Origin of the sequence: Streptomyces sp. NBC_01451 (assembly GCF_036227485.1) — a bacterium.
Taxonomy (GTDB): domain Bacteria; phylum Actinomycetota; class Actinomycetes; order Streptomycetales; family Streptomycetaceae; genus Streptomyces.
On record NZ_CP109479.1, the window covers coordinates 3,767,712 to 3,794,610 of the forward strand.

General features: G+C 70.8%; 17 protein-coding genes, 1 tRNA gene and 1 pseudogene. 10 read left to right on the forward strand and 9 right to left on the reverse strand.

Translation table 11 applies throughout. The features are described from left to right. Positions 1-28: 28 nt before the first annotated feature. Positions 29-970 carry an ABC transporter substrate-binding protein gene (locus OG595_RS16320; protein WP_329282931.1) on the forward strand — a complete coding sequence of 314 codons (942 nt, stop codon included), beginning with the start codon at positions 29-31 and terminating at the stop codon, positions 968-970. 124 nt (positions 971-1,094) lie between these two features. Beyond that, entirely contained in the window at positions 1,095-1,541 is a 447-nt protein-coding gene (locus OG595_RS16325) for a hypothetical protein (protein ID WP_329272723.1), read from the forward strand. 424 nt (positions 1,542-1,965) lie between these two features. On the opposite strand, the gene OG595_RS16330 is transcribed toward OG595_RS16325, so the two are convergent. Further along, the gene (locus OG595_RS16330) at positions 1,966-3,357 is read right to left on the reverse strand and encodes a cystathionine beta-synthase (protein ID WP_329272725.1); all 1,392 of its coding nucleotides are present in this window, start codon (positions 3,355-3,357) and stop codon (positions 1,966-1,968) included. A gap of 150 nt (positions 3,358-3,507) precedes the next feature. Between OG595_RS16330 and OG595_RS16335 the strand changes: the two genes are divergently transcribed. Together OG595_RS16335 and OG595_RS16340 are read left to right on the forward strand one after the other, a co-directional pair. Then, positions 3,508-4,551 (forward strand): SGNH/GDSL hydrolase family protein, encoded by a 1,044-nt coding sequence (locus tag OG595_RS16335; RefSeq protein ID WP_329272727.1) that lies wholly within the window; start codon positions 3,508-3,510, stop codon positions 4,549-4,551. 6 nt (positions 4,552-4,557) lie between these two features. Beyond that, positions 4,558-4,644, forward strand: a pseudogene (locus tag OG595_RS16340) (ATP-binding protein); the annotation flags it as partial. A gap of 345 nt (positions 4,645-4,989) precedes the next feature. Here OG595_RS16340 and OG595_RS16345 read toward each other — a convergent pair. Then, positions 4,990-8,292: a S8 family serine peptidase gene (locus tag OG595_RS16345; RefSeq protein ID WP_329272730.1), complete on the reverse strand. Its 3,303-nt coding sequence runs from the start codon at positions 8,290-8,292 to the stop codon at positions 4,990-4,992. A gap of 171 nt (positions 8,293-8,463) precedes the next feature. On the opposite strand from OG595_RS16345, the gene OG595_RS16350 reads away from it, so the two are divergent. The 3 genes from OG595_RS16350 (at position 8,464) to OG595_RS16360 (ending at position 11,925) form a co-directional block, all read left to right on the forward strand. Then, positions 8,464-9,444, forward strand: a complete 981-nt coding sequence (locus OG595_RS16350; RefSeq protein ID WP_329272732.1) for a LysR family transcriptional regulator — start codon at positions 8,464-8,466, stop codon at positions 9,442-9,444. Between the two features lie 140 nt (positions 9,445-9,584). Further along, positions 9,585-10,805, forward strand: coding sequence for an acetyl-CoA C-acetyltransferase (locus OG595_RS16355; RefSeq protein ID WP_329272735.1), 1,221 nt, complete (start codon positions 9,585-9,587; stop codon positions 10,803-10,805). A 322-nt stretch (positions 10,806-11,127) separates the two neighbouring features. After that, positions 11,128-11,925, forward strand: coding sequence for a hypothetical protein (locus OG595_RS16360; protein ID WP_329272737.1), 798 nt, complete (start codon positions 11,128-11,130; stop codon positions 11,923-11,925). 37 nt (positions 11,926-11,962) lie between these two features. Here OG595_RS16360 and OG595_RS16365 read toward each other — a convergent pair whose 3' ends face one another. After that, the gene (locus OG595_RS16365; protein ID WP_329272740.1) at positions 11,963-12,274 is read right to left on the reverse strand and encodes a hypothetical protein; all 312 of its coding nucleotides are present in this window, start codon (positions 12,272-12,274) and stop codon (positions 11,963-11,965) included. A 104-nt stretch (positions 12,275-12,378) separates the two neighbouring features. Between OG595_RS16365 and OG595_RS16370 the strand changes: the two genes are divergently transcribed. Then, on the forward strand, positions 12,379-12,609 hold the full coding sequence (locus OG595_RS16370; protein WP_329272742.1) for a DUF4287 domain-containing protein: 231 nt from the start codon (positions 12,379-12,381) through the stop codon (positions 12,607-12,609). 104 nt (positions 12,610-12,713) lie between these two features. On the opposite strand, the gene OG595_RS16375 is transcribed toward OG595_RS16370, so the two are convergent. The 3 genes from OG595_RS16375 to OG595_RS16385 form a co-directional block, all read right to left on the reverse strand. Beyond that, positions 12,714-13,622, reverse strand: a complete 909-nt coding sequence (locus tag OG595_RS16375) for a Bax inhibitor-1/YccA family protein (RefSeq protein ID WP_329272744.1) — start codon at positions 13,620-13,622, stop codon at positions 12,714-12,716. Between the two features lie 199 nt (positions 13,623-13,821). Then, positions 13,822-15,006 carry a 4-hydroxybenzoate 3-monooxygenase gene (locus OG595_RS16380; RefSeq protein ID WP_329272745.1) on the reverse strand — a complete coding sequence of 395 codons (1,185 nt, stop codon included), beginning with the start codon at positions 15,004-15,006 and terminating at the stop codon, positions 13,822-13,824. A gap of 180 nt (positions 15,007-15,186) precedes the next feature. Continuing rightward, a tRNA-Leu gene (locus OG595_RS16385) sits at positions 15,187-15,270 on the reverse strand. Between the two features lie 441 nt (positions 15,271-15,711). On the opposite strand from OG595_RS16385, the gene OG595_RS16390 reads away from it, so the two are divergent. Next, on the forward strand, positions 15,712-16,488 hold the full coding sequence (locus OG595_RS16390) for an ABC transporter ATP-binding protein (protein WP_329272748.1): 777 nt from the start codon (positions 15,712-15,714) through the stop codon (positions 16,486-16,488). A gap of 68 nt (positions 16,489-16,556) precedes the next feature. Then, entirely contained in the window at positions 16,557-19,094 is a 2,538-nt protein-coding gene (locus OG595_RS16395; RefSeq protein ID WP_329272751.1) for an ABC transporter permease, read from the forward strand. 76 nt (positions 19,095-19,170) lie between these two features. Here OG595_RS16395 and OG595_RS16400 read toward each other — a convergent pair whose 3' ends face one another. From OG595_RS16400 to OG595_RS16410, 3 genes are all read right to left on the reverse strand, one after another. Further along, positions 19,171-20,493: a cyclopropane-fatty-acyl-phospholipid synthase family protein gene (locus OG595_RS16400; protein ID WP_329272754.1), complete on the reverse strand. Its 1,323-nt coding sequence runs from the start codon at positions 20,491-20,493 to the stop codon at positions 19,171-19,173. A gap of 602 nt (positions 20,494-21,095) precedes the next feature. Then, complete coding sequence (locus OG595_RS16405; protein ID WP_329272756.1) at positions 21,096-22,496, reverse strand: NAD(P)/FAD-dependent oxidoreductase; 1,401 nt, start codon at positions 22,494-22,496, stop codon at positions 21,096-21,098. A 507-nt stretch (positions 22,497-23,003) separates the two neighbouring features. After that, positions 23,004-26,891: an nSTAND1 domain-containing NTPase gene (locus OG595_RS16410; protein WP_329272757.1), complete on the reverse strand. Its 3,888-nt coding sequence runs from the start codon at positions 26,889-26,891 to the stop codon at positions 23,004-23,006. Between the last annotated feature and the right edge of the window lie 8 nt (positions 26,892-26,899).

Genomic DNA, 26,899 nt, shown 5'->3' on the forward strand with positions numbered 1-26,899 from the left:
CCCAGGAGTTCTTCCGATGGCCCTTCCGATGAACCGACGCGCCCTCCTCGGCGGCCTCTTCGCAGCCGCCTCCGTCCCCGTCCTCGCCGCGTGCAGCGGCGGTATCACCTCTCTCGACGAAGGCAGCGGCAGCTCGGGCGGAGGCAGCGGCTCCAGCGCCGGCGGTCTCACCATCGGCACCGCGAACTTCACCGAGAACCAGGTGCTGGGCTACCTCTACGCGGCCGTGCTCGACGCGGCGGGCGTGCGGACGAAGGTCCGCCCGAACCTGGGCAGCCGCGAGATCCTCATCCCCGCGATGAAGGGCGGCGACATCGACCTCCTCCCCGAGTACCAGGGCGCCCTGCTCCACTACCTGGCCCCCAAGGCGACGGCCACGGAGGAGGGCGAGATGCAGAACGCCCTCACCATCGCCCTCCCGGCAGGCCTCCAGGTCCTCCCGTACGGCATGGCTGAGGACTCCGACGCCTTCGTCGTGACCCGCGAGACGGCGGCGAAGTACGGCCTCACCTCGCTGGCCGACCTGAAGAAGCAGAACGGGAGGCTGACGCTGGGCGCGGCGGCCGAGGTGAAGACGCGCGAGGTGGGCGTGGTGGGCCTCAAGGAGGTGTACGGGGTCGAGTTCAAGGAGTTCAAGTCGCTCGACTCCTCCGGTCCGCTGGTCAAGGGTGCCCTGAAGAAGGGCGACGTCGACGTGGCGAACCTCTTCACCACGGACACCGACATCCTGGACAACGGCTGGGTGGTCCTGACGGACCCCAAGAACCTGATCCCCGGCCAGCACGTCGTCCCCCTGATCGCCGACCGCAAGGCCGACCCGACGGTCCGCAAGGCCCTCGCCGGACTCGGCAACGTCCTCACCACGGCCGACCTCACCGAGCTCAACCGCAAGGTGGACAAGGACAAGAAGGACCCGGAGGACGTGGCGAACGCGTACGCGAAGGAGAAGGGCCTGACGAAGCAGTCCTGACGAAGCAGACCTGACGGGTTGCGCGCCCCGGGGACCGGCCCCCGGGCCCCTAGGGTCCGGCCCAGGGTCAACAGGGGGGCTAACCCCAGTGCCGGGCGGGCACGGTTTCCCTACCGTGGTGTGCATGACCGCTATGGACGCGACGGGCGCACACGACGCCGACCTGAAGAAGGAACTCAACGCCACCCTGCAGGCCCGCAGGGAACTGGGCGACGAGTACGAGTCCGCGCTGGTCGACTCGTTCCTGGAGAAGGTCGACCAGCGGATAGACGGCTCGGTGGAGCGCCGGGTACGGAGGCAGCTGGCCGAGCAGCAGATGGTGGCGGCGCGCGACTCGCGCGGGCCGAAATCCACCGACACCTTCGGTGAGCGCTTCGGGTTCGCCATCGTCTCGCTGGTCCTGGCGATACCCCTGTCCGCCATCGGCGCCGGCACCTCGGGCCTCCCCGGTCTGCTGGTCGCCTGGGGCGGCATCGTGGGGGTCAACGCGTTCCAGTCCGCCGGCAACGCGGCGTGGCTCTTCGGCCGGCACAAGAGGTCCGGCCGGGACGGCGACGACTGGAAGGACTGAGGGCTGCCGGGGACTGCCGACTGATGTCCGGGAGTCACCGCAGCTAGGGAAAAGGGCGCGGAAGGCCGCTGGAAAAGCTTTCGCGGGGACCGCCGCACCCCCGTTGCCGGGGGGCGGGACGACGGCGGTCCCCGCGAGGGACGCGGGCCGGGTCAGGGCCGGGCTGGCGCGTCCTGGGCGTCGGTGGAGGTCCGGGAGCCGCTCCGGAGGTCCGTGACGCCGTTTCGGTGCCGGCCTGGGCGGGGAGCCGCTCCCGCCCTTGCCGACAACCAGTACTCTGCCTGTCCCGTGTTAAGCGTGTGCTGCGCGGACGTGACACCCTCGTACCACTTCCACGAAGTCTCCGTCCGAAAGGAAGCGGAACGGGACATCACGGCGGAAGCCGCAATTTCCCCTCCGACACGCCCCGTTCACCGGACGTTCGCTACTGGTTGCCGCCCTTGGCCAGGAAGGCCAGCAGGTCCTGTCGGCTGACGACGCCGGTCGGCTTGCCCTCGACCAGCACGATCGCCGCGTCGTGGGCGCCCAGTACGGACATCAGGTCACCGACGGGTTCACCGGAGCCGACCTGCGGCAGCGGCGCCGACATGTGCTTCTCCAGCGGGTCGTCGAGCGAGGCCCGCTGGGTGAACAGCGCGTCGAGCAGTTCGCGTTCGACGACCGACCCGATGACCTCCGCCGCCATGACGTCGGGGTGACCGGCGCCGGGCTTCACGATCGGCATCTGCGAGACGCCGTACTCACGGAGCACCTCGATGGCCTGGCCGACGGTTTCGTCCGGGTGCATGTGGAGGAGGGAGGGGATGTGGCCGTGCTCCTTGTAGTCGAGGACGTCGGCGACGCGCGCGGAGGGGCCGGTGTCCTCCAGGAAGCCGTAGTCGGCCATCCACTCGTCGTTGAAGATCTTGCTGAGGTATCCGCGCCCGCTGTCGGGCAGCAGCACGACGACGACGTCGTCCGGCCCGAGGCGCTCCGCGACCCGCAGCGCGGCGACGACGGCCATCCCGCAGGAGCCGCCCACCAGCAGACCCTCCTCCTTGGCGAGCCGGCGGGTCATCTGGAAGGAGTCCTTGTCGGACACGGCGACGATCTCGTCCGCGACGGTCCGGTCGTAGGCGGTGGGCCAGAAGTCCTCGCCCACGCCCTCCACCAGGTACGGCCGCCCGGAACCCCCGGAGTACACGGACCCCTCGGGGTCGGCCCCGATGACCTGGACGCGTCCGTCGCTGGCGTCCTTCAGATAGCGCCCGGTCCCGGAGATGGTCCCGCCGGTGCCGACGCCCGCCACGAAGTGGGTGATCCGCCCCTCGGTCTGCTCCCACAGCTCGGGGCCGGTGGAGTGATAGTGCGAGAGGGGATTGTGGGGGTTGGAGTACTGGTCGGGCTTCCAGGCGCCCGGCGTCTCGCGCACGAGCCGGTCGGACACGTTGTAGTACGAGTCCGGGTGCTCGGGGTCAACGGCGGTGGGGCAGACCACGACGTCGGCACCGTAGGCACGCATCACGTTGATCTTGTCGGTGGAGACCTTGTCCGGGCAGACGAAGATGCACTTGTAGCCCTTCTGCTGGGCCACGATGGCCAGCCCGACCCCGGTGTTTCCGCTGGTCGGCTCGACGATCGTGCCGCCGGGCTGAAGCTCCCCGCTCTCCTCGGCAGCCTCGATCATGCGCAGGGCGATGCGGTCCTTCACGGACCCGCCGGGGTTGAAGTACTCGACCTTCGCGAGGACGGTCGCCTGAATGCCCGCGGTCACACTGTTGAGCCTCAGCAGCGGGGTGTTGCCGACGAGACTGATCATCGAGTCGTGGAATTGCACCGTTGTCTCCGGTTGCCGCACATAAATGTGGTTGTCATTGGTGCCGCCAGCCTAAGGCTCCGCCTCGGCATTCACCTCACGTCACGATTGGCGGACCGTCGGTTCGGGGCAAGGAGTGGGTGTACGGCTACGAGGAGGTGGCGGCGACGCATGACGAGCATGTCAAGGGCAAGGGTGGCCCGGCGGATCGCGGCCGGCGCCGCGTACGGCGGTGGCGGGATCGGCCTGATGAGCGCGGCGGCGGTGGGAGTGGTGCTGGCCGAGGTACGGATGGCGAGACGCCAGGTGGGAAACGGCCGCAGTCCGCACCCGCCGAGCGCGGACGGCCTGTACGGACGCGGGTACGCCACCCCCGGTGAGCCCCCGCTCCGACTCGTCCTGCTGGGCGACTCGACGGCGGCCGGGCAGGGCGTCCACCGGGCCCGCCAGACCCCGGGAGCGCTGCTCGCGTCCGGCCTGTCGGCGTTCGCGGAACGCCCGGTGGAGCTGCGCAACGTGGCGCTGGCCGGTGCCCAGTCCGACGACCTGGACCGCCAGGTGGGACTGACCGTCTCGGCGCCCGACTGGATCCCGGACATCTGCGTGATCATGGTCGGCGCGAACGACGTCACCCACCGGATGCCCCCGACGCGCTCGGTCCGCCACCTCTCCTCGGCGGTACGACGCCTCCGTACGGCGGGTGCCGAGGTGGTCGTGGGCACCTGTCCCGACCTGGGCACCGTCGAGCACGTCCAGCAGCCGCTGCGCTGGCTGGCCCGGCGGGCGTCCCGCCAGCTGGCGGCGGCACAGACGATCGGGGTCGTGGAGCAGGGGGGCCGCACGGTGTCGCTGGGCGACCTGCTCGGCCCCGAGTTCGAGGCGAACCCGCGCGAACTGTTCGGCCCGGACAACTACCACCCGTCGGCGGAGGGCTACGCGACGGCGGCGATGGCGGTCCTCCCGACGGTGTGCGCGGCGCTGGGCCTGTGGCCGGCGGACGAGGAACGCCCGGACGTGTCCCGCCGCGAGGGCTTCCTGCCGGTGGCACGGGCGGCGGCGGAGGCGGCATCGGAGCCGGGCACGGAGGTCACGGCGGCGATGCCCACCGGGCCCCGGGGCCCCTGGGCCCTGATGAAGCGCAGGCGCAGGCGCCGGGTACCGGCAACCGACCCGGCCCCTGCGCCGACGACTCCGAGGGGAGTGTCGAGCGGCTGAGGCCTGCTGCACACCGAGGCGGAGGTCGTCGGCGCCCCACACCTCGCGCCCGCGCAGGCCGCCCTGCGGATCGCGGAGGCGGTCAGGAACTGAGGCCCGGCACGACCGGACCCGGCCGCGGGGAGTCGCGGCCGGGTCCGATGGCAGGTCGAACGTCCGGAGCACCCGATGATCCCGCCGAGGCTGCTTGCGCGTCCGTTTCACGATCTTCCGCTGTACGTGGACGGTCGCGGTGCGCGCGGGGTTGCGCTCCATGTCCTCGACAGCGGCCCGAGCACCAACTTCCGCACCCGGCATCGGGGGCGACCCGCACGAACCGACCCGCGATCGGGCCCATCACGCCAACGGGCGTCCGGCGCCGCGAACTTGTGCGCGGTGGCGCCGGACGCACGGCTGTGCGGGTGCCGGGGACGCTCCCCCAACTGGGGATTCGGCACCTCACCCCACCCGGTACCCCCGAATCACCCGGTACTCCACCGCGCCCCCGTCCGCGAACCCCGCGCTCGCCCGCACCGACACATACCCCCCGGCCACCGGCCGTCCGGGCAGCGCCGCCGCCCACGCGTCCCGTCCGGTCTTCACCAGCCGTGACTTCCGCCAGCTCTTCCCGTCGTCGTAGGACACCTCCACCGACACCGACCGCACCGCCGAGGAAGCCGCTCCCGGCTGCCGCAGCAACCGCATCGGGAGGACCCGCGAACCCCCCGTGTTGGTCTGGTCCACGACCGGCGCGAAGTCGAACGCCGACAGACCCACCGGCGTACTTCCGGTGACCTCGCCCGAGCGGAAGGTCCACGAGCCGCTGATGCTCGTACCGATGTCGAAGCCTCCGTTGGCCGCGCCGCGTTCGGCGGAGTACTCCAGGCGGTAGGTCGCCTCGGCCGCCGGGACCGGGCCCGAGGCGTCGGTCCAGGGGTAGTTCAGCTCCACGATCTTCTGGTCGCCGCGGTAGAAGGCGACCCTGCTCGTGTCGTACAGCGAGTAGCCGGTGTGGCCCGCCCGGTCGCCGGCCATCGGGACGTTGAAGGAGAGGCGGTTGCCCTCGCGGGTGACGAACGTCGTGCGGGAGAAGCGGGGGCCGGGTACCGCCTTCTGCCAGGTCACCGTGTAGCGCTTGCCGGGCTTGTACGTCTCGTAGTCGGTGAGGAACTGGGTCTGGAAGGTGCCGTCGGCCGCGTACTGGTTGTAGCGCGTCTCCCACATCGTGTCGGAGGCCTTGTAGTACAGGGTCCGTTCGCCCGGGCTGTCGAACCAGCTGGCGCCCGCCGACAGCGCGCTCCCGCCCTCCGGCGGAAAGCCGAAGTTGTGCTGGAAGGCGCGGGAGGGCGCCCCCGGTGTCACCGAGTAGTACCGCTGCTTCACCTGCGCCAGTTCGCTCTGCCTGACCACCCGGCTGAAGTTCGTCGGCAGGTGGCCCCGTTCGAACCACACCAGCACGTACTCGTACGGCGAATCGTTGTACGTGCCGTCCGCACCCTTCCTCGCCCAGAAGCCGCGTACGTCCGCGACCAGCGCGCCCTCACCGGGACCGACGTCGTCGCCCAGCGCGGCCGTGAAGAGCTTGCCGAAGGAGTCGGCGGTGGCCCGGATGCCGAAGCCCGTCCCGTTGGTCAGTTCGCGCCGGAAGCCGACCGCGGCGAGGCGCAGGCTCGCGTCCTTGCGGGGGAGGGTCGCCGAGACGGGTGTGGCCTCGCGGGCGTCGAGGACGATCTCGCTGTCGCCGGTCACCGTGAGGGTGGGGCGGGCAAGGAGTGTCGTACTTCCGTCCGATGATGTGATGACCGACGCGTCTATCGTGTACCGGCCCTCCGGGAGGGCGACCGTGCCCGAGCCCGACGGGTCGTACACGAAGCGGTAGACCGAGCCGTCCAGGCTCATGATGTCGGTCCAGTAGTTCGCCGCCGGGTTGCCCGCGCGGTCGATGACCTTGACCGTCAGTCTGTGGGTAGGGGTCGCCTTCGTGATCGTCAGCGGTACGCGGACCGAGGTCCCGGTCGTCGCGTCCGTGCCCACCAGCGCGCCCTCGAACACGCCCGTGCCGCTCTGCACGCGCGTGTCGGCGGTCACCGTCACCGTGGTCGTCCCGCCCGCCGGGACGGTCGCGCGCGCCGGACTCACCGTGAACATTCCGGCCGGCGCTGCCGAGCTGTCCGGGCCGGTCACCCGCGCCGCGAAGTCCAGGGTCACCGGGTCGGTGCCCTCGTTCCGGTACGTCACCGTCCTGACCACCGGTATGTCGTCGTCTGCCGGTGCCGCCTGGGTGCCCAGGGGCAGGGCCGTGGGGGTGGCGAGAACGGACTGGTGGACTGCGCGGGCCACATCCACCCGGCCCGCGCCCTGCGCGTTGACGTTCGCGCCGGGGGTCGGCGTCGCCGACGCCATCAGGGCCGCCTTCAGGTCGGCCGCCCGCCAGTCCGGGTGCTGTTCGGCGAGCAGGGCAGCCGCCCCGGCGACATGCGGGGTGGCCATGGAGGTGCCGGAGAGTGAGGTGTAGCCGGGCTCGACCTCCAGGTAGTCGCTGCCCGCGTGGACGGCCCGCGCGGCGACGATGTCGACGCCCGGCGCCGTGATCTCCGGCTTGATCGCGCCGTCCACGCGCGGGCCCCGGCTGGAGAAGGAGGCCATCACGTCCTGCTTGTCGACGGCGCCCACGGAGAGCGCGGCGTCCGCGGTGGACGGGGAGTCGACCGAGCCGTCCGCGCTGCCGTCGTTGCCCGCGGCGAGCACGAAGAGGGCGCCGGTCTTCGCCGTCAGGGTGTTCACGGCCTCTTCGAGTACGTCCTGGCCCGGCTCGTCGTCCCCGCCCAGGCTCATGTTGACCACCCGGGCGCGGGGTGCGGCCCACTCCATCCCGGCCAGGATCGACGACTCGGCGCAGTTGCGGTCGCCGCACACCTTCCCGACGATCAGTGTGGCCCCCGGCGCGACCCCCTTGTACTTCCCGCCACCGCCCGCCACCGTCGACGCCACGTGCGTGCCGTGGCCGACGTTGTCGTCCGTGTCGGGCGCGTCCGTGAAGTTCACGGCCTCCCTGACCCGCCCGGCCAGGTCGGGATGCGTGGCGTCGTAGCCGGTGTCGAGGACGGCGACGGTCACGCCCTGCCCGTCGTACCCCGCCTGCCAGGCGGCGGGCGCGCCGATCTGCGGCACGCTCCGGTCCAGGCTGATCTGCCGCTTGCCGTCCAGCCAGAGCTTGGCGATGCCGTTCGCCGTGCGCAGTCCGGTCGTGCCGGTGCCGGCGGTCACGCCGTCCCAGAAGGCGGTCGCGGACTTCTTCTCCACGGCCACCGCCGCGCCGTCGACGGTGCGCAGGGCACGGGTCACCCGGGCGCCGTCCGTGGCGCGCAGACCGCGGCTGCCGAGCGTCGCGTCGGCGTACGTCACGATCGTGGGCAGTACGGCCGTACGGGCGTCGTCGTACCCGGCCGCGACCAGCCCCGTCACGTCGAACAGCCGCTGGTCCACCTGACCGCCGGCGACGAGGCGCAGGGCGTCGTTCGGGACCACGTACTGGTGGCCGTCGCGCTCGAACTGCTGGAATCCCATCGCCTCGCGGCCCGCCCCGGGCTCGACGGCCACGGCGGCGCCCGACAGGTGCGACGGGTCCGACGGATCCGACAGGTCCACGCGGTCGCCGGTGACGAGGGTGACCCGGTGGGTGGTGCCGGCCCGCTGTCCGGTCCCGTGGGTCCAGGCGGGGACGGCGGTCGTGTCCGGCGCGGCGGCGGCCGGCGCGATCACCGCAACTCCCTGTACCAACAAGGCGGTTACCAGCGCACCGCTCAGCCTTCGGGACATGCGGGACATACGGCCTCCACTGCTGCGGTGGTGACGGTCGTGGCTCTGGTCGCGATCGACTGTCCCGCCCGGTGCGATCTTTCGGGTACTCCCAACCGCCCATAACATCGCGCTATGGATCTGGAGATCCGCCACCTACGCGTCCTGAACGCCATCGCCGACGCCGGCTCCATCACCCGTGCCGCAGCGGCCCTCGGCTTCACCCAGCCCGCGCTCACCGCCCAACTCCAGCGCATAGAAAGGGCGTTGGGCGGCGCCTTGTTCGTGCGGGACGGAAGCGGCGCCCGGCCGACGGCGTTCGGCGCGATGGTGCTGGCACACGGGCACGGCATCCTCACGGCCCACGACGACCTCATGCGTGACGTACGGCAGCGGGGACCCGACGACTCCGACCTGACCGCCGTACGGCTCGGCTCGGTCCCCGGGCCGCTGACCGCCGTACTGGTGACCACCGCGCGACAGCTGCTGCCCCGGGCGGAGATCACCCTGCACACCTGCGACACGGAGGAGGAACAGCTCGAACTGCTCGCCACCGGCCGGCTCGACTTCGGGCTGGTCGTCGACTACCCGGAGTACGAGCTGACGTTGCGTCCCGGGCTCGGCGAGGCCCTCCTCGCCGTCGACCCCGTCTTCGTGCTGATCTCGGAACGGCATCCGCTCGCCGCCAGCCCCGAGATCCCCCTCTCCGCGCTCTCCGGTGAGCCCTGGCTGGCCGGCGAGAACAAGGACGTACGGATGCGGGCGCAGTTCCGGGCCGCCTGCCGTCGGGCCGGGTTCGCCCCGCGCCGGGTGCAGCGGCTGAGCGGGAGCGTGGTGTTCCCGCTGGTCGGGCAGGGGCACGGGGTCGCCCTCGCGCACCCGCTGGTGACCGAGCGCGAGGGTGTCGTCGTACGACCGCTGGCCGGGGACCCGATGGCCGTGCGGCAACGGGTGGTGTGGGCGGCCACCAGTCCCCTCGCCGAGCACGCGCCCGCGCTGCACGACACGCTCACGAAGGCGTACTGGGCGGAGGCGCAGCGGGCGGGGGTGTACTGGGAGTGGCTGGAGGGGAAGGGACGGTTGCCCACGGTGGCCGGACCCTCCGACGCCGAGTGAGCAAGCGCTTAGAAAAGTGCGGCCCGAGTCACACCGCCACACCCGTGACCCGGACCATACGTACGGGTAACTTCCAGACCAGGTCTGCTTGCACCCTCGTCCTGGACCTCGCCTCACACCTCGTCGCCAATGGAGCCGTCATGCCGGAAGCCGTCATCGTCTCGACCGCCCGCTCCCCCATCGGACGCGCCTTCAAGGGCTCCCTCAAGGAGCTGCGCGCCGACGATCTCACCGCCACGATCATCCAGGCCGCGCTGGCCAAGATCCCCGAGCTGGACCCGCGGGACATCGACGACCTGATGCTCGGCTGCGGTCTGCCCGGCGGCGAGCAGGGCAACAACCTCGGGCGGATCGTCGCCGTACAGATGGGCATGGACTACCTGCCGGGCTGCACGATCACCCGTTACTGTTCCTCGTCGCTCCAGACGTCCCGCATGGCACTGCATGCCATCAAGGCGGGCGAGGGCGACGTCTTCATCTCGGCCGGTATCGAGATGGTCTCCCGCTTCACGAAGGGCAACTCGGACTCGCTGCCCGACACGCGCAACCCGCTCTTCGCGGAGGCCGAGGCCCGTACCGCCGCCGTCGCGGAGCAGGAGGGCACCTCGTGGCACGACCCGCGCGAGGACGGTCTCGTGCCGGACGCCTACATCTCGATGGGCCAGACCGCCGAGAACCTCGCCCGCGTGAAGGGTGTGACCCGGCTCGACATGGACGAGTTCGGCGTCCGTTCGCAGAACCTCGCCGAGGAAGCCATCAAGAACGGCTTCTGGGAGCGCGAGATCACCCCGGTGACGCTGCCCGACGGCACGGTCGTCAGCAAGGACGACGGCCCGCGCGCCGGCGTCACGCTGGAGGGCACCCAGGGGCTCAAGCCGGTGTTCCGTCCGGACGGACTGGTCACCGCCGGCAACTGCTGCCCGCTGAACGACGGCGCCGCGGCAGTCGTCGTCATGAGCGACACGAAGGCGCGCGAGCTGGGCCTCACGCCGCTGGCCCGGATCGTGTCGACCGGCGTCTCCGGCCTCTCCCCCGAGATCATGGGCCTCGGCCCGGTCGAGGCGAGCCGGCAGGCGCTGCGCCGCGCAGGTCTCACCGTCGACGACATCGACCTGGCCGAGATCAACGAGGCGTTCGCCGCCCAGGTGATCCCCTCCTACCGCGACCTGGGCATCCCGCTGGAGAAGGTGAACGTCAACGGCGGCGCCATCGCCGTCGGCCACCCCTTCGGCATGACGGGCGCCCGGATCACCGGCACGCTCATCAACTCCCTCCAGTTCCACGACAAGCAGTTCGGCCTGGAGACGATGTGCGTCGGCGGCGGCCAGGGCATGGCGATGGTCATCGAGCGCCTGAGCTGAACCACCCCGAGGACCCGGAGCACGGTCGCCGCTGTCCCCAACTGGCGGAATCGTTTCGGTAGTCGATCGGATGCGGTGAGTGAGAATACGGCCCGGAACCCGGTAACCACCGGGGTTCTGGGCCGTTTTGTGATCCAATCTCCCCCAGGATGTGACCTATCTCGCTCCGGCGAGGTATCTCCGCAGGTCAAGATGGGTGCGATACCAAACCCCGGGCCCAAAGTCCTGTCCGTTTCGTGACGTTACGCACTGACAGGTGGTTAGTCCACCCTTCAAGCTGATGTAGGAAGTCGGGGGTCGACTTTGAACCGGGAGTACGTCAGTGAGCGCTACGCCTCTTGCTCTGCTGCTCGCCACAGCCACCGTCACCACGGCTGTGGGCGTCGCCGTTCTGCGCACCCTGCTGGGGCTGCGTCGACAGATCGCGGCGCTGCACGCCGAGCTCGCCGCCCAGAGTCTCGCCGTCGGCGCGCACGGTCTCGTGCCGCAGGCCCGGACCGCCGGCGACACCGACCGGATACGCGCCGCGGTGGCCGAGGCGCTCGCCGAGGAGCGGGAGCGGGAGCTCGCCGAGGCGCGTGCCTTCTGGGCCGCCCAGGAGGCCCGTGACGCCTCCGACGCACCCTCCCTGCTCGGTCTCCCCGACAGCGAGCTGTTCCTGCCGCGCGCGGCGGACTTCGCGGGTCTGGAGTCCCTGGAGCCGGTGACCGAGCCCAGCACGGACACCGACGAGTTCGCGGGAGAGTCCGCCGAACTGGCCGCCGCCCGTCGCCGGCACCCCTCGCACCCCGACTTCGTTCCGGCCCAGTCCCCCATCGTGAACGACCACGAACGCACGGTCGCCTGCCTGGAGGACCTCGCCGAGTCCCGCACCGCCCTGGCCGACGTCCGCCCCGGCCCCCTGGGCACCCTCGACGTCTACGTCTTCACCGACGGCACGACCCTCTGCATGACCCCGGGCCACCGCGAAACCGCCGAACGCCTCTCCGCGGCCCTGCGCACCGGCGAGGCCCCCGTCCTCCTGGGCGGCTCGGGCATCTCGGGCGCCTACGCCCTGACCTTCGAGTGCGGCGAGGAAACGGTGTACGTCCTGGCGGACAGGGTCATAGCGTCCCTGTAGTCAGGGTCATGAGCTGCGGGCCGGCGACGAACCCCCGTCACACCGCCGCCCGCTGCTGGGCCTCCGCCACCAAGGTCAGCGCCGAGGCCAACTCCGCTTCGCTTTTCAGAACGAGCGCCAGATCGTGCGCGGCGACAGTCACCTGATCCGCGGCGGCGAACATCCCCACATCGGGCATGACCCGAGGCTCGCTCCCGGGCGACTCCAGCAGCTGGGCACGCCGTGCCAACTCCCTGGCCAGCCCCAGCGCCTCCGCCGCGGCCCCTCTTTGCAACCGACTCTGCGGCGCCGCCCGCAAACGGTCGGCAAAGTGATCCACTGCAAGCGTCAAAGGCGAGGTATCCAGCACGCCGCGAGACTACGCGTCGCCACCTGACTGTTGCCAACAACCCAACCCTCAGGCACCGTGGCGTGAAGGACCGGCTTACATCCCCTTTGCGTCCGGAGGCGCCGATGTCCCACGTCCTCTCCGAGGAGACCCACCGCAACATGCTCGCCCGCATCCCCCAATGCACCGGTCGTGAAGTCTCCGACTGGTTGCGCACCGTCGACGATGGCCCCTCCCTCTTCCGCTTCGAGGAGAAGGTCAGCTGGCTCCGGCACGAGCACAATCTCGCGTACGGCCACGCCAAGGCGATCATTCACGAGTACGACCTGAGGAGGGCCGCGCGCAAGTTTCTCTGAGACCACGGCCCTCTGAGAGACCGAGCACGCACCAACACCACGACGAAGGGCCCCGGGACGAACCCGGGGCCCTTCTACTGCCTACTGCTCTACTGCCTGGCGTACTAGTCGTTGCCCTGCAGGATGGCGATCAGCCGCAGGAACTCCAGGTAGATCCAGACCAGCGTCATCGTGAGGCCGAAGGCGGCGAGCCAGGCCTCCTCGCGCGGCGCGCCGTAGGCGATGCCGTCCTCGACCTGCTTGAAGTCGAGGGCGAGGAAGCACGCACCGAGCAGGATGCCGATGATGCCGAACATGATGCCGAGGCCGCCGCTGCGGAAGCCGAGGCCGTCACCGCCGCCGAACACCGCGAACAGCAGGTTCACGGCCATCAGCAGCACGAAGCCGAGCGCCGCCGCCATCACGAAGCCGTAGAAGCGGCGGTTGACGCGGATCCAGCCCGCCTTGTACGCCACGAGTACGGCGGTGAAGACCGCCATCGTGCCGATCACGGCCTGCATGGCCGCGCCGCTCGCGATGCGGTTGTCGACGACGCTGGAGAGGACACCGAGGAAGACGCCCTCGAGCGCCGCGTACGTCACGATCAGCGCGGGCGAGGCCTTGCGCTTGAAGGACTGGACGAGGCCCAGGACCATCGCGACCAGACCGGCGCCGATGGCGATGCCGTAGGACCGGCTGATGTTCGCGTCGTCGACCGGCAGGAGCGCCCAGGCGAGCGCCGCGGTGACTACCAGCACACCGAGGGTGGTGGCCGTCCGCATGACGACGTCGTCCATCGTCATCCGGCCGGTGGTGACCGGGGCCTGCGGCGGTGCGCCGTGCTGAAGGTCCTGCTGGGCGTAGGGGTTGGTCGCGTACGGGTTGCCGCCCTGCTGGGCCTGCTGGTCCGCATACGGGTTGCCCGACTGCGTGCCGACAGCGGCGCCCCCGGCCTGCGGCGCGGTGTTGAAGCCCGCGTAGCCGTTGTCGCGGCTGAACCCCCGTCGCGAGAAGACCGGGTTGCTGCTCCTCATTTCACTCCTCCATGGCCACACTGCGTGGCCTTGGGCTCAAGAGTAATAGGTGGGCAAAGGATTGACCCTAGTGCTTGGGGAGGATCTTTCCCTTGTCCTGTCGCGAACACGCTACGCGCCCGCCTGATTCCCGGCTACGGAGGCCCCGGACCATGACCAACCCGGTACAGACCCGAGACCGCCCGCTGATCCGGCGGAGTCACTCAAGGGGGAAACCGGTGTACCCCTCGGCGAGATCGGTCTCCGCCGAACGGGCGCCCGCGATCCGTTCCAGCCGGGCCAGCTGGAGCCGGTCCTCGAAGGGGGTGGCGTCCGGGGTCCGGTGCAGGAGGGTCGTCATGTCGTACGAGAAGCGCTCGGCCTGCCAGACGCGGCGCAGACAGGTCTCGGAGTAGGCGTCGAGCAGTTCGGCCGACCCCGTCTCCTTCTGGTGCGTCAGCGCGCGCGCGAAGGTCACGACGTCCCCGACGGCGAGGTTGAGCCCCTTGGCCCCGGTGGGCGGCACGATGTGCGCGGCGTCCCCGGCCAGGAACAGCCGCCCGTACCGCATCGGCTCGTGGACGTGGCTGCGCATCGGTGTCACGGACTTCTGGGTGATGGGCCCCCGGGCGAGCTTCCAGCCGTCGGCGGTCTCGAAGCGCCGCTCCAGCTCGTCCCAGATCTCCTCGTCGCTCCACTCGTCGGCGTCGGTGCCGTCCGGCACCTGGAGGTAGAGGCGGGAGACGGACGGGGAGCGCATGGAGAGGAGGGCGAAGCCGCGGTCGTGGCGGGCATAGACCAGCTCGTCGTGCGAGGGCGCCACGTCGGCGAGGATGCCGAGCCAGCCGAAGGGGTAGGACCGTTCGAATACGCGGGTGAGTTCGGCGGGGATCGCGGTACGGGCCACCCCCCAGGAGCCGTCGCACCCGACGACGTACTCGCACTCCAGTACGTCCTCGCGCCCCTCGTGCCGGAACCGCACCCGCGGACTGCCGCCACCCGGCCCCTCGACCCCCTCCACGGCGAGCGCCTCCGCCTCGAAGAGCAGCGGGCCGCCCTCCGCCAGCTGGAGGGCGATGAGGTCCTTGCAGACCTCGGTCTGCGCGTACACCATCACGGACCGGCCGCCGGTGAGGGCGGGGAAGTCGACGCGGTGGCGCTTCCTGTCGTAGCGCAGCTCGATGCCGTCGTGGCGCAGGCCCTCGCGGTCCATGCGGGCGCCGGCTCCGGCCGCGCGCAGCACGTCGACGGTGCCCTGCTCCAGGATCCCGGCCCGCTGCCGCCGCTCCACGTACTCCCGGTCGCGGCTCTCCAGGACGACCGAGTCGATACCGGCGTTGTGGAGCAGCCGGGCGAGCAGGAGCCCGGCGGGGCCGGCTCCGATGATGCCGACGGTGGTGCGCATCGGTCGTTCCCTTCGTACATACGGGCGGTACGGCCACTCGACGCCGTGTTCGCATGGTGAAATTTTCTTCACGAAATCCCTGTGATAAGTGTCTGACCACGCACGCCCGCTGTCAACGGTTCCGCGATGAAGTCCTCAATGAACACAGCACCGACAAATCCGGCATACAACAGTCGGAAGTGCCCGGAGCCGGACTTGAACCGGCACGCCCGCGAAGGGGCAGCGAGGTTTAAGCTCGCCGTGTCTGCATTCCACCATCCGGGCAGGCCCTGGGCTCCGCATCGAGGTTCCGAGCCTATCGGGACGCCCCACCCGAACTGCGGGTGAGGGCCCCGATGTTGTCTTATTTTATTGACTTCTGAGGGTGCATCAGCACCTGGAACGAGCCATCCGCACTTGCCAATAGCCTTTCGTGCGGCGGCCCGGCGCACATGCGGAATGACGGAATTTCACCGTTCGAACAAGGGGGCTCCACCTGTTCTTGCCATGACCGCGTCCGGAGGTCCCAGGGGACGACCGTCATCCCCAGGTATGACACGGGCGCCCCGGGTCCGTCCCGGGTCTGCCTTCGGAACCGGAACAACGGCTGACTACACGGCGGCCTCGGGCCATGACGATGGGTTCACGGGGTTCTGACCTCGAATCCCGGTCCAGCACATCTCTGGCCCATCGCCGCGCACCGCTGTCCCGACAGGAGCCCCACCCGTGACGACCACCCCCCTCGCCGACCGGACCACCACCGCGGTGGCCGCCCGCGCCACGGAACTGTCCAAGGTCTACGGACAGGGAGAGACACAGGTCGTCGCCCTCGACCGGGTCTCCGTCGACTTCAGGCAGGCCGAGTTCACCGCGATCATGGGCCCGTCCGGCTCCGGCAAGTCCACGCTGATGCACTGTGTGGCGGGCCTGGACTCCTTCTCGTCCGGCTCCGTGCGCATCGGCGACACCGAGCTGGGCTCGCTCAAGGACAAGCAGCTCACCAAGCTCCGCCGGGACAAGATCGGCTTCATCTTCCAGGCGTTCAACCTGCTGCCGACGCTGACCGCCCTGGAGAACATCACCCTCCCGATGGACATCGCGGGCCGCAGGCCGGACAAGGAGTGGCTGGATTCGGTGATCTCGATGATCGGCCTCGCCGACCGGCTCCGCCACCGCCCGTCCCAGCTCTCCGGCGGCCAGCAGCAGCGCGTCGCCGTGGCCCGCGCCCTGGCCTCCCGCCCCGACATCATCTTCGGCGACGAACCGACCGGGAACCTCGACTCCCGCGCCGGCGCCGAGGTACTGGGCTTCCTGCGCAACTCCGTACGGGAGCTGGGGCAGACGGTCGTGATGGTCACCCACGACCCGGTGGCGGCGGCGTACGCGGACCGGGTGGTCTTCCTCGCGGACGGCAGGATCGTGGACGAGCTGTACGGCCCGACGGCGGACGGCGTCCTCGACCGTATGAAGCGGCTCGACACCAGGACCGTCCGCACCAGCTGACGCTCCGCCGGCTCCCGCCTCCCTGAACCGACTCCACGCCTCACGACGACGGACTGAGACGACACCCCATGTTCCGTACAGCCCTGCGCAACGTACTCGCGCACAAGGCCAGACTCCTGATGACCGTGCTCGCCGTGATGCTCGGCGTCGCCTTCGTGTCCGGGACCCTGGTCTTCACCAACACCCTCTCGAACGCCCTCCAGAACAGCTCCGCCAAGGGCTTCGACCAGGTCGACGTCGCCGTGCGGCCGGGCGCCGGGGACACCGCGGGCGACGCGGTCGGCAAGCCCCCGGAGCTGACGCAGGCCCTGCTCGACGAGAGCGCGAGGGTTCCGGGCGCCGCGTCCGTCATCGGTGTCGTGAACGGTTTCACGGCCATCGCCGACAAGGACGGCAAGCTCATCGGCGAAGGATTCCAGTCACAGGGCGGGAACTACTGGGGCGACAAGGACGCCCGGTACCCGCTGACGGACGGCGCCGCGCCCCAGGGCGCCGGCCAGGTCGCCCTCGACGCGAAGACCGCCGAGCGGGCCGGATACCAGGTCGGCGACACCGTGCGCCTGTCGGTGGACGGCCCGGTGCTCTCCCCCACCGTCTCCGGCATCTTCACCACGGACGACGGCAATGTGGCGGCCGGCGGCAGCCTCGCCCTCTTCGACACGGCGACCGCGCAGCGGCTGTTCGGCAAGACGGGCACGTACGACGAGATCGACGTCAGGGCGACGGCCGGGACGAGCCAGGCCACGCTCAAGGCGGCGCTGGACAAGGCCCTGCCGCAGGGCGCCGTGGAGACCACGACACGCACCCGGCTCGCCGACGACCAGGCGCGGACCATCGCCTCCGGGATGAGCGGCCTGAAGCAGGGCCTGCTGGTCTTCGCGGGCATCGCGCTGTTCGTCGGTACGTTCATCATCGCCAACACCTTCACCATGCTGGTCGCCCAGCGCACCAAGGAACTGGCGCTGATGCGGGCGGTCGGCGCCTCGCGTCGGCAGGTCACGCGGTCCGTGCTGATCGAGGCGTTCGTGGTCGGCGCGGTGGCGGCGGTGACCGGGCTGGTCACGGGCATCGGCATCGGGGCCGGGCTGAAGGCACTGCTGGGCACGCTCGGCGCGACCGTGCCCGACGGGCCGCTGATCGTCACACCCGGCACGGTCGGCGCGGCCCTGGCGGTCGGCATCCTCATCACCATGCTGGCGGCGTGGCTGCCCGGCCGCCGGGCCGCGAAGATCCCCCCGGTGGCCGCCATGAGCAGCGTCCACGCGACCGCGACCACCAAGTCGCTGGTGCTGCGCAACACGCTGGGCGCGCTCTTCTCGGGCGCCGGCGTCGCCGTGGTCCTCGCGGCCACGACGATGAGCGGCTCGGACGGCCAGGCCCCCATGGGCATCGGCGCGGTCCTCCTCATCATCGGCGTCTTCATCCTCACGCCCCTTCTCTCCCGCCCGCTGATCGCCGCCGCCGCCCCGCTCATGCGCGTGTTCGGCGTCTCCGGGAAGCTGGCCCGGCAGAACTCGGTCCGCAACCCCCGTCGTACGGCCGCCACCGCCTCCGCGCTGATGATCGGTCTCACCCTCATCACGGGCATGACGGTGATGGCGGGCAGCCTCCAGAAGTCGATCGACAAGATGGCCACGGACTCGATCAGGGCCGACTACATCGTCTCGATGGCCAACGGCAACGGCCTCTCCCCCGACGTCGCCGAGAAGCTGACGAGGACGCCCGGCGTGACCGCCGTCAGCCCCCTGAGCGACGCCCCCGTCAGCATCGACGGCTCGACGGAGTACATGACCGGCGTCACCGGCGCCACGATCGGCGGGCTGACGAGGCTGACGATGGACGACGGCACGTTCAAGGTCGGCGGCACCCAGGTGGTCGTGGACGACCGGACGGCCAAGTCCCGTGGCTGGAAGGCCGGTTCGGCCTTCACCGTCGCCTACGAGGACGGGCGGAAGCAGCGGCTGACCGTGGCGGGCGTCTACGAGGGCAACGAGGTGATGAGCGGCGTCCTGCTCGACAACGCACTGCTGGCCCCGCACCGGACGGACTCGGCCGACCACGCCGACAGACAGGTCATGGTGAAGACCTCCGCCGGTGCGACGAGCGCGACGAAGGACGGGCTGGAGAAGGCCCTGGGCTCCAACCCGGCCATCAAGATCCAGGACAAGAAGGACCTCTCCAACGAGATCGCGCGGATGTTCACGCTGATCCTGAACATGCTCTACGGCCTACTGGCCATGGCGGTCCTGGTCGCGGTCCTCGGGGTCATCAACACCCTGGCCATGTCGGTCTTCGAACGCTCCCAGGAGATCGGCATGCTCCGCGCGATCGGCCTCGACCGCAAGGGCATCAAGCGGATGGTCCGCCTGGAGTCCCTGGTCATCTCCCTGTTCGGCGGTGTCCTGGGCATCGGCCTGGGCGTGTTCTTCGGCTGGGCGGCCGGCGAACTGCTGGGCACGAGCATGCCGACGTACGAACTCGTCCTGCCCTGGGCCAGGATGGCGCTGTTCCTGCTCCTCGCCGCCACGGTGGGCGTCCTGGCCGCCCTGTGGCCGGCCCGCCGCGCGGCCGGCCTGAACATGCTGGCGGCGATCAAGTCGGAGTAGCGGCCGACGGCGCGATTCGTCAGGGAGTCGGGCTCCGCCGATACTTCGGCGGAGCCCGACTCCCTTCTCGCTGACCTCAGTTCCAGGTACGGGCCCGCAAGGGCATCCCGGATGCGCCGGAGCCGGAGGTGCGCACGGCGAGGACCTGGTTGACGCCGAGCCGGTTGTGTTCGAAGGCGAGGGCGGAGGCGGCCATGTACAGCCGCCAGACGCGGGCCCGCCCCGGGCTGGTGAGCTGCCGGGCGCGCGCCCAGTCGGCCTCCAGGTTGGCCACCCACTGCCTCAGGGTGAGGGCGTAGTGCTCCCGGATCGACTCGACGTCACGCACCTCGAACCCGGCCCGTTCGAGCTGGGTGACGGTGGTGCCGACGGGCGCGAGTTCGCCGTCCGGGAAGACGTAGGCGTCGATGAACCCGTCGAGGCTGTACGCGCTCTCGTCGGTGTGCGGCCGACGGGCGATCTGGTGGTTGAGCAGCCGGCCGCCCGGCTTGAGCAGGGCGTACAGATCGCGCGCGTACGCCAGATACTGCTCGCTCCCCACATGCTCGGCCATCCCCACGGAGGAGACGGCGTCGAAGGGCCCGTCGGTGACGTCCCGGTAGTCCTGCACCCGGATCTCGACCCGGTCCGCGAGCCCTTCCTCCGCGACGCGCTTACGGGCGTACGCGGCCTGCTCCTGCGAGAGGGTGATGCCGACGACCTGCACGCCGTGCTCACGGGCGGCGCGGATGGCGAGGGAGCCCCAGCCGCAGCCGACTTCCAGAAGCCGCAGACCCGGCGCCAGGGCGAGCTTTCGGCAGACGAGTTCCAGCTTGTCGCGCTGGGCGCCTTCGAGACCGGTGGCGCCGCCCGGGGCTTCGCCGGGGGCCACGCCGGGCTCTTCCCAGTAGGCGCAGGAGTACACCATGGACGGGCCGAGGACGACCTCGTAGAAGTCGTTGCCGACGTCGTAGTGGTGGCTGACGGCGCGCTTGTCGGTGCGCTTGGTGTGGAGGCGCCGACGCCGGCGCGGGACCTCTTCACGGGGCGGTGCGGGAGGGATGGGGAGCCCGGCCATCCGTACGAGCCCGCGCACCGCGGCCCGCACCTCGGGTTCACGCAGCGCCTCGGTGAGACTCCGGGCGTCCTCGCCCCGGTCCCAGACCAGCCCGGACAGGTGATCGAGGGCGGCGTAGAAGTCCCCCTCGATGTCCAGGTCGCCCGCGACCCAGGCCCGGGCGAGCCCCAGTTCGCCGGGTTTCCACAGCAGCCGGCGCAGGGCGCGACGGTTGCGGACGACCAGTGCGGGGGCACCGGGCGGGCCGGCCTGCGAACCGTCCCAGGCGCGGATACGCATCGGGAGCGGGGCCCCCAGCAACTGTTCGGCGAAGTTCTGGAGCCGCGGCGCGGCTTCGGGCATGACGCACACCTCCGTGACGACATCACCGGGAATGTCCAACACCAACGAAAACACCAACAGCCAGGGCTCGCAGTCCCCAGGGTTGATCACAACTGAGCAAAAGCCCACCCCACCGACCCACCCACCCCGACTCCAGCCCGTCCGACGTTCGAGAACGAAGCCCGTCCAGCCCGAGCCACACCTCCCACCCGCCCCACTACTCCTTCAACCCAACCCCAGGCACTCCAACCCGTCCGACGTTCGAGAACGAAGCCCGTCCAGCCCGAGCCACACCTCCCACCCGCCCCACTACTCCTTCAACCCAACCCCAGGCACTCCAACCCGTCCGACGTTCGAGAACGAAGCCCGTCCAGCCCGAGCCACACCTCCCACCCGCCCCACTACTCCTCCAGCCCAACCCCAGGCACTCCAGCCCGTCCGGCGCTTGAGGACGAGGCCCCTTCAGGGCCGACAGCGGGGGTCTGGGGGCGCAGCCCCCAGGGACAGGACGGGACGGGTAGGGGCGGCGGGGGCGAGGAAACGCCTGAAGGGGCCCCTCGCACCACGGATGGCGAGCGGCCCCTTCAGGGGTGTTTCAGTGACCGGAGGTCTAAGGAAGGAGGTCAGGAGGCCTTGGCCTCTGTCTTCTCCTCGACCTTCTCCTCCGCCTTCTTCGCGGCAGCGACCGGCGCCGGCTTGGCAGCCTCGTAGAACTCCTCACGAGGAGTCTCCAACGCCCCCAGCGCCACAACCTCACGCTTCAGGAACATCGCCAGCGTCCAGTCCGCGAACACCCGGATCTTCCGGTTCCACGTCGGCATCGCCAGACCGTGGTAGCCGCGGTGCATGTACCACGCCAGCCGACCCTTGAGCGTGATCTTGAGCTTGCCCATGACGATCATCGCGACGCCCTTGTGCAGGCCGAGACCCGCGACAGCGCCCTTGTTGGAGTGCGCGTACTCCTTCTGCGGGAAGCCCCGCATACCGGAGACCACGTTGTCGCCGAGCACCTTCGCCTGCCGCAGCGCGTGCTGCGCGTTCGGCGGGCACCAGGCGTTCTCCACGCCGGCCTTGCGGGCGGCCACGTCCGGCACCTGGGCGTTGTCGCCCGCGGCCCAGATGTAGTCCGTACCCGTGACCTGGAGGGTCGGCTGCGCGTCGACGTGACCGCGCGGGCCCAGCGGGAGGCCGAACCGCGACAGGACCGGGTTGGGCTTGACTCCCGCGGTCCACACGATGGTGTTGGAGTCGACCTCAAGGCCGTTCTTCAGGACGACGTGGCCGTCCACACACGAGTCCATCGACGTCGAAAGGTAGATCTCGACCCCGCGGCTCTCCAGGTGCTCCTTGCCGTACTGGCCCAGCTTCGGGCCGACCTCGGGAAGGATCTTGTCGGCGGCGTCGACGAGCACGAACCGCATGTCCTCGCGGGACACGCTGGGGTAGTACTTCGCCGCGTCGCGCGCCATGTCCTCGACCTCGCCGATGGTCTCCGCACCCGCGAAGCCACCGCCGACGAAGACGAAGGTGAGCGCCTTGCGGCGGATCTCCTCGTCGGTCGTGGACTCAGCCTTGTCCAGCTGCTCCAGGACGTGGTTCCGCAGGCCGATGGCCTCCTCGATGCCCTTCATACCGATGCCCTGTTCGGCGAGGCCGGGGATCGGGAAGGTGCGGGAGACCGCGCCCATGGCGATGACGAGGTAGTCGAAAGGCAGCTCGTACGCCTCACCCACGAGGGGGGCGATCGTGGCGACCTTGCGGTCCTGGTCGATGGTGGTGACCCGACCGGTGAGAACTTCCGCCTTGGGCAGCACACGTCGCAGCGGTACGACGACGTGGCGCGGCGAAATGCTGCCGGCGGCGGTTTCGGGGAGGAAGGGCTGGTAGGTCATGTACGACCGGGGGTCGACGACCGTGACGGTCGCCTCGCCGTAGCGCATCTTCTTGAGAATGCGCCGAGCTGCGTACAGGCCTACGTACCCACCGCCTACTACGAGGATCCTGGGACGCTCCGTGGTGCTCATGCCATCGAGTATCCACCCGCTCCAGGGGGGTCGCTCGTGCGCCCCTTCACAAGCTTATGCGGCCCCTCTGCTACACTGCGCGCCCCGTCTGGCCGGGGCCGTGCCGCGGGAGAGGTACCAGCGGGCGGTACGCCCCGATGTCAATGCCGCGTGAACTGCCCTTCCGGGTCGTCGGAGTGACTGGACCAGCCTCCGGGCGCACCCCCGGGAAACACCGCCGAAACGCTCCCCCGAGCATGCTCCCGCCCCAGGTGAGCCCCCGATAGGGCCCTCCGGGCCATGTTCGTCGCCCAACAGGACCGAATTCCTTGTGAAGAACTTCACGAAGTTTCCCGAGGGGGCATCCCCGGGGGGCCGCAAACCGCCCCCCAGGTGCGCTCATACGTTGTCCGACCTGCTCAGGAGAGGCTCTGGCGGCAGGGTTCGGGCAGTGCCCGGACAGGGTTCGGGCAGGGTTCCGGGCACTGCCGGAGAGCGCGTCGGCGAGCCGGTTCGCGGTCCTGGGGGTCAGCACACGTCGCGGTAGGGCACGTCGGGCAGATAGCTCTTCCAGTCGGCGCGCGACAGTCCGCCACCCGCCCGTTCGCACACCGTGGCGGCGACGTGTCCGAGGCCGAGGTCGTAGGAACGGGAGCGGCGGTGTGTGCTCGCGGCGTACAGGGTGCCGCCGTCGGGGCTGAAGGCCACGGACTGCACGCGACCGCCCAGGGAGGGGAACATCATGGCCTGGAGGTGAGGAGCCTCCGTCTGCCAGATCTGCAGTGTTCCGCCGGCGGTGCCCACGGCGAGATACCGGGAGTCCGGTGAGAAGGCCACCGTCGTGACGAACTGTTCGCCGTCGAGCGCGTCACCGAGCCCGTCGCCGTCGCTGCCCGACGGCTGTGCCGAACCGTCGGGTACGGCGGGCAGGTTCGCCAGGCGCCGTCGCGCACCGCCGTCCCAGACCGTGACCCCGCCTCTGCCGCCCACGGCGAGATAGCGTCCGTCGGAGCTGAAGACGACGGCGGACAGCGGATCCGAGGCGTTGCGGTGGGTCACCCTGCCGGAGGGCAGCTCCACATAGCCGCCGCCCGATGTGGCCAGCAGGCGTCCGTCGGGCCTGACGACCGGGACGTCCCGCACACCGCGGAGCACCCTGGTCCTGGTCCGGCTCCGGACGTCCCACAGTTCGATCGTTCCGCTTGCCTGGGGCCTGGAAGCCAGCAGGGTCTTCCCGTCCGGGCTGAGCCCGACGCCCTCGACGTCCGACGGAAGGACCAGCGAGGCGATCTGGCGCCGGGCGCGGGTGTCCCAGACGTAGAAGGTGATCCGGGCATAGCGGCCGGCGGGCGGTTTGGCGCCGTAGGCGAAAGTCCCTCCGTCGGCGCTGAACGCGGTGTGGTTCTCGCAGTTGGGGTCCGGCAGGCAGAACATCTGCGGGTTGGGCAGGTCGGCCAGGACCTCGGCGGTCGCCGCGTCCAGGAGCTGGAAGCGGGTCGCGCCGTCAAGACGCCGTACGGCGGCGAGGATCCGGCCGTCCGGGCTGTAGGTGGCCGCCCGGACCGGGCCGACCGGGTAGGCGGAGTCCAGTGCCTCGTCGAGGGCGAGGGACGCCACCGCGGTCCTGCGCTCCCATCCGCGCACCTCCAGGTACCGGAGCCTGCGCTGGGCCAGGTCCACCCTGAGTGCCGAGGTCCCCTCCAGGTCGTAGGAGCCGGTGGAGCTCGGCGAGTGCCGGAACACGGGGACGTCCGGGTCGGCGGTGCGCCACAGCAGGATCTCGTCACCGCTCGCCAGCGCGACGAACCCGCCGTCCGCGCTGAACGTCATTCGGGCACCGGCGTCCCTCGGCACGGAGTGTTCGATCCTCGTCCGCTGCTTTCCCGACGCCAGGTCCCAGGCCCGCACCCCGGAGCCGTCCGGGAAGTCGCCCACGACGGCGAGAGCCCGGCTGTCCGGGGTGAACAGCAGTCGGCCCTCGTAGGGATCACCGGCCGCCGGACCGAGCTCGGACGCGCGGGTCGGGCAGAGATCCCGGTTCGCGGCGGCCCAGGGAACAGGCAGCCTCCGCCGTTCGACGGTGTCCCACACCTGCACCGGTTCGAGGCGCCGGCAGATCGCCAGCAGCCGTCCGTCGGGGCTGGCGACGCTGTCGGCGCTCGACTCGCCCCTGAGGTCGTGCTCGAAGACCGTCCGGCCGAGCGCGGTGTCCCAGACACGGAACCGGACGCGATTCTGCGCGGGGTCGGAGCGGGAGAGGAGTACGCGCGTACCGGTGACGAACGAACCGGCCGTGCGGTCGCCCGCGTCGTCGGCCGAGCCGATGCGGGCGCCTACCCGCCGGCCGGCGTCGATGTCCCACAGCCTCAGCCCGCCCTCCGTCCAGATCATGAGGGTGCTTCCGTCGGGGCTGATGCCCTGGACGCCGGGGTACTCCAGGTGTCCCGGGCCGGGGAACGAGCCGGTCCGCCGCCCTGTGGAGGTGTTCCAGCGTTCGACACGGTTCTCCGTGACCTTGGTCAGGACGCGTCCGTCGCGGCTCAGCAACCGGGCCTCCGCGCTGTCGCCCTCGCCGGTCGAGGAAGCCGACCCCTGCCCGGGGTCGAACCGGTCCTGCTCGGTCTGGGCGAACGAGTCGAGGAGGGCCGCGCGGCTGTCGGGCAGGTCGGCGAGCCCGTAGGCCGCCGTGCTGAGCCGCATGGCCGTCCTCGGGTCGGAGGAACGGATGCTGTCCGCCATCGCGGCGATACGGCGGGCCTCGGCCTGGAGATGCTGCCGGGTGCTGGTCGTGTTCTGGCTCCAGGCGGTCAGGCCCGCGACGGTCGCGAGGGCGACGAGGATCGTCAGCGCCGTGGTCAGGGCACGCAGGCGGCGGCTGTTACGGGTGGCCTGGTGCTGTTCGTGCCGGCGGGCGTCGAGGCTCGCCGCGAGGAAGGACCGCTCCAACGGCGTCAGCGGATCGGGATCAGGACCGCGATCGGCCGGCGCGGGGAAGGCTTCGGCGGCTGCCGTCAGCCGGGCTCCCCTGTACAGAACGCCGGTGTCGCGGTCGAACTGGTTCCAGGCGGTGGCGGCCTCGGTGAGGAGCCGGTGCCGGCGCAGCAGGTCGCGGTCGCGTTCGATCCAGTCACGCAGCCGGGGCCAGGCGGTTATCAGCGCCTCGTGGGCGAGGTCGACGGTGTCGTCGTCGAGGGTGATCAGACGGGCGCCGGCCAGCCGGTCGAGCACGGCGGCGGCGTCGGTGGCCGAGCCGGCGGCGAGTTCGGCGCGGCGGGCGGGGCGGCTGGTGTCGTCGGTCCCCTCACCCGGGGCGATCAGCCGCAGCATCACCTGGCGGGCCAGTACCGCCTCGTGCGCGGAGAGCCGGCTGTAGCACTCCTCCGCGGTACGGGCGATCGCGCCGTGCACACCGCCGACGGCCTCGTACCCCTTGACGGTCAGCGCCCCGCCGCGGCGGCGGCGCCAGGTCTCCATCAACGCGTGGGACATCAGCGGCAGCCCGCCGGGCTGGTCGGCGACGTCCGCGATGATCCGCGCGGTCAGGGCCCGCTCGACGACCAGCCCCTCGGCCGCGGCGGGCTTGACGATGGCCTCCCGCAGTTCGTCCACGCTCATCGGGCCGACGAGCAGACCGGCGCCGCGCAGGGCGGCGGCGAGTTCACGGTGTTCGCCGCAGCGGCCGTAGAAGTCCGCGCGCACGGCGATCACCACGCGCAGCCGGCTGTCCGGCCGGACGGCGGCGAGCAGCAGTTCGATGAAGCGGCCACGCTCGGCGGGGTCCCGGCAGAGGGTGAAGACCTCCTCGAACTGGTCCACCACGACCCAGGTGTCCCCGGCGCCGTCCACGGGGGCCAGCGCGCGGGCGTGCGTGTGCGCCGGGCGCGCGCCCGGGGTGAGGATCCGGATGGCCGCCGGACGCTCCCCCGGCCGGTCACCGCCGCGCAGCACCGGTATCAGCCCGGCCCGCAGCAGCGACGACTTCCCGCTCCCGGAGGTGCCCACGACAGCCACGAACCGGCTGTCCAGCACCAGTTCCGCCAGGTCGGCCACCAGCTGGTCCCGGCCGAAGAAGAAGCCGCTGTCCCCGGGCTCGAACCGGGCCAGCCCCCGGTACGGCGCCGCGCTCCCGTCGGCCTCGGGCGGCTGCCCGGCCTCGTCCTCGGCGGCCCGCTGCCAGCGCCGCTCCCAGTCGTCGGCGTCCCCGCCGCAGGCCCGCACATACGCCAGCGCCACCGGCAGGGACGGAAGCCGCTCCCCGGCCGCCGCCTCCGACAGCGTCGCCGCCGTGTAGCCGGCGCTCGCCGCCATGGCCCGGTAGGTCGTCCCACCGGACTGACGCCTCAGCTCACGCAACTCGGAGGCAAACCGTTCGACCGGCCCGGCCTCCGGATCCAACGGACTCTCAGGGCGCCCCATTCGGCTTC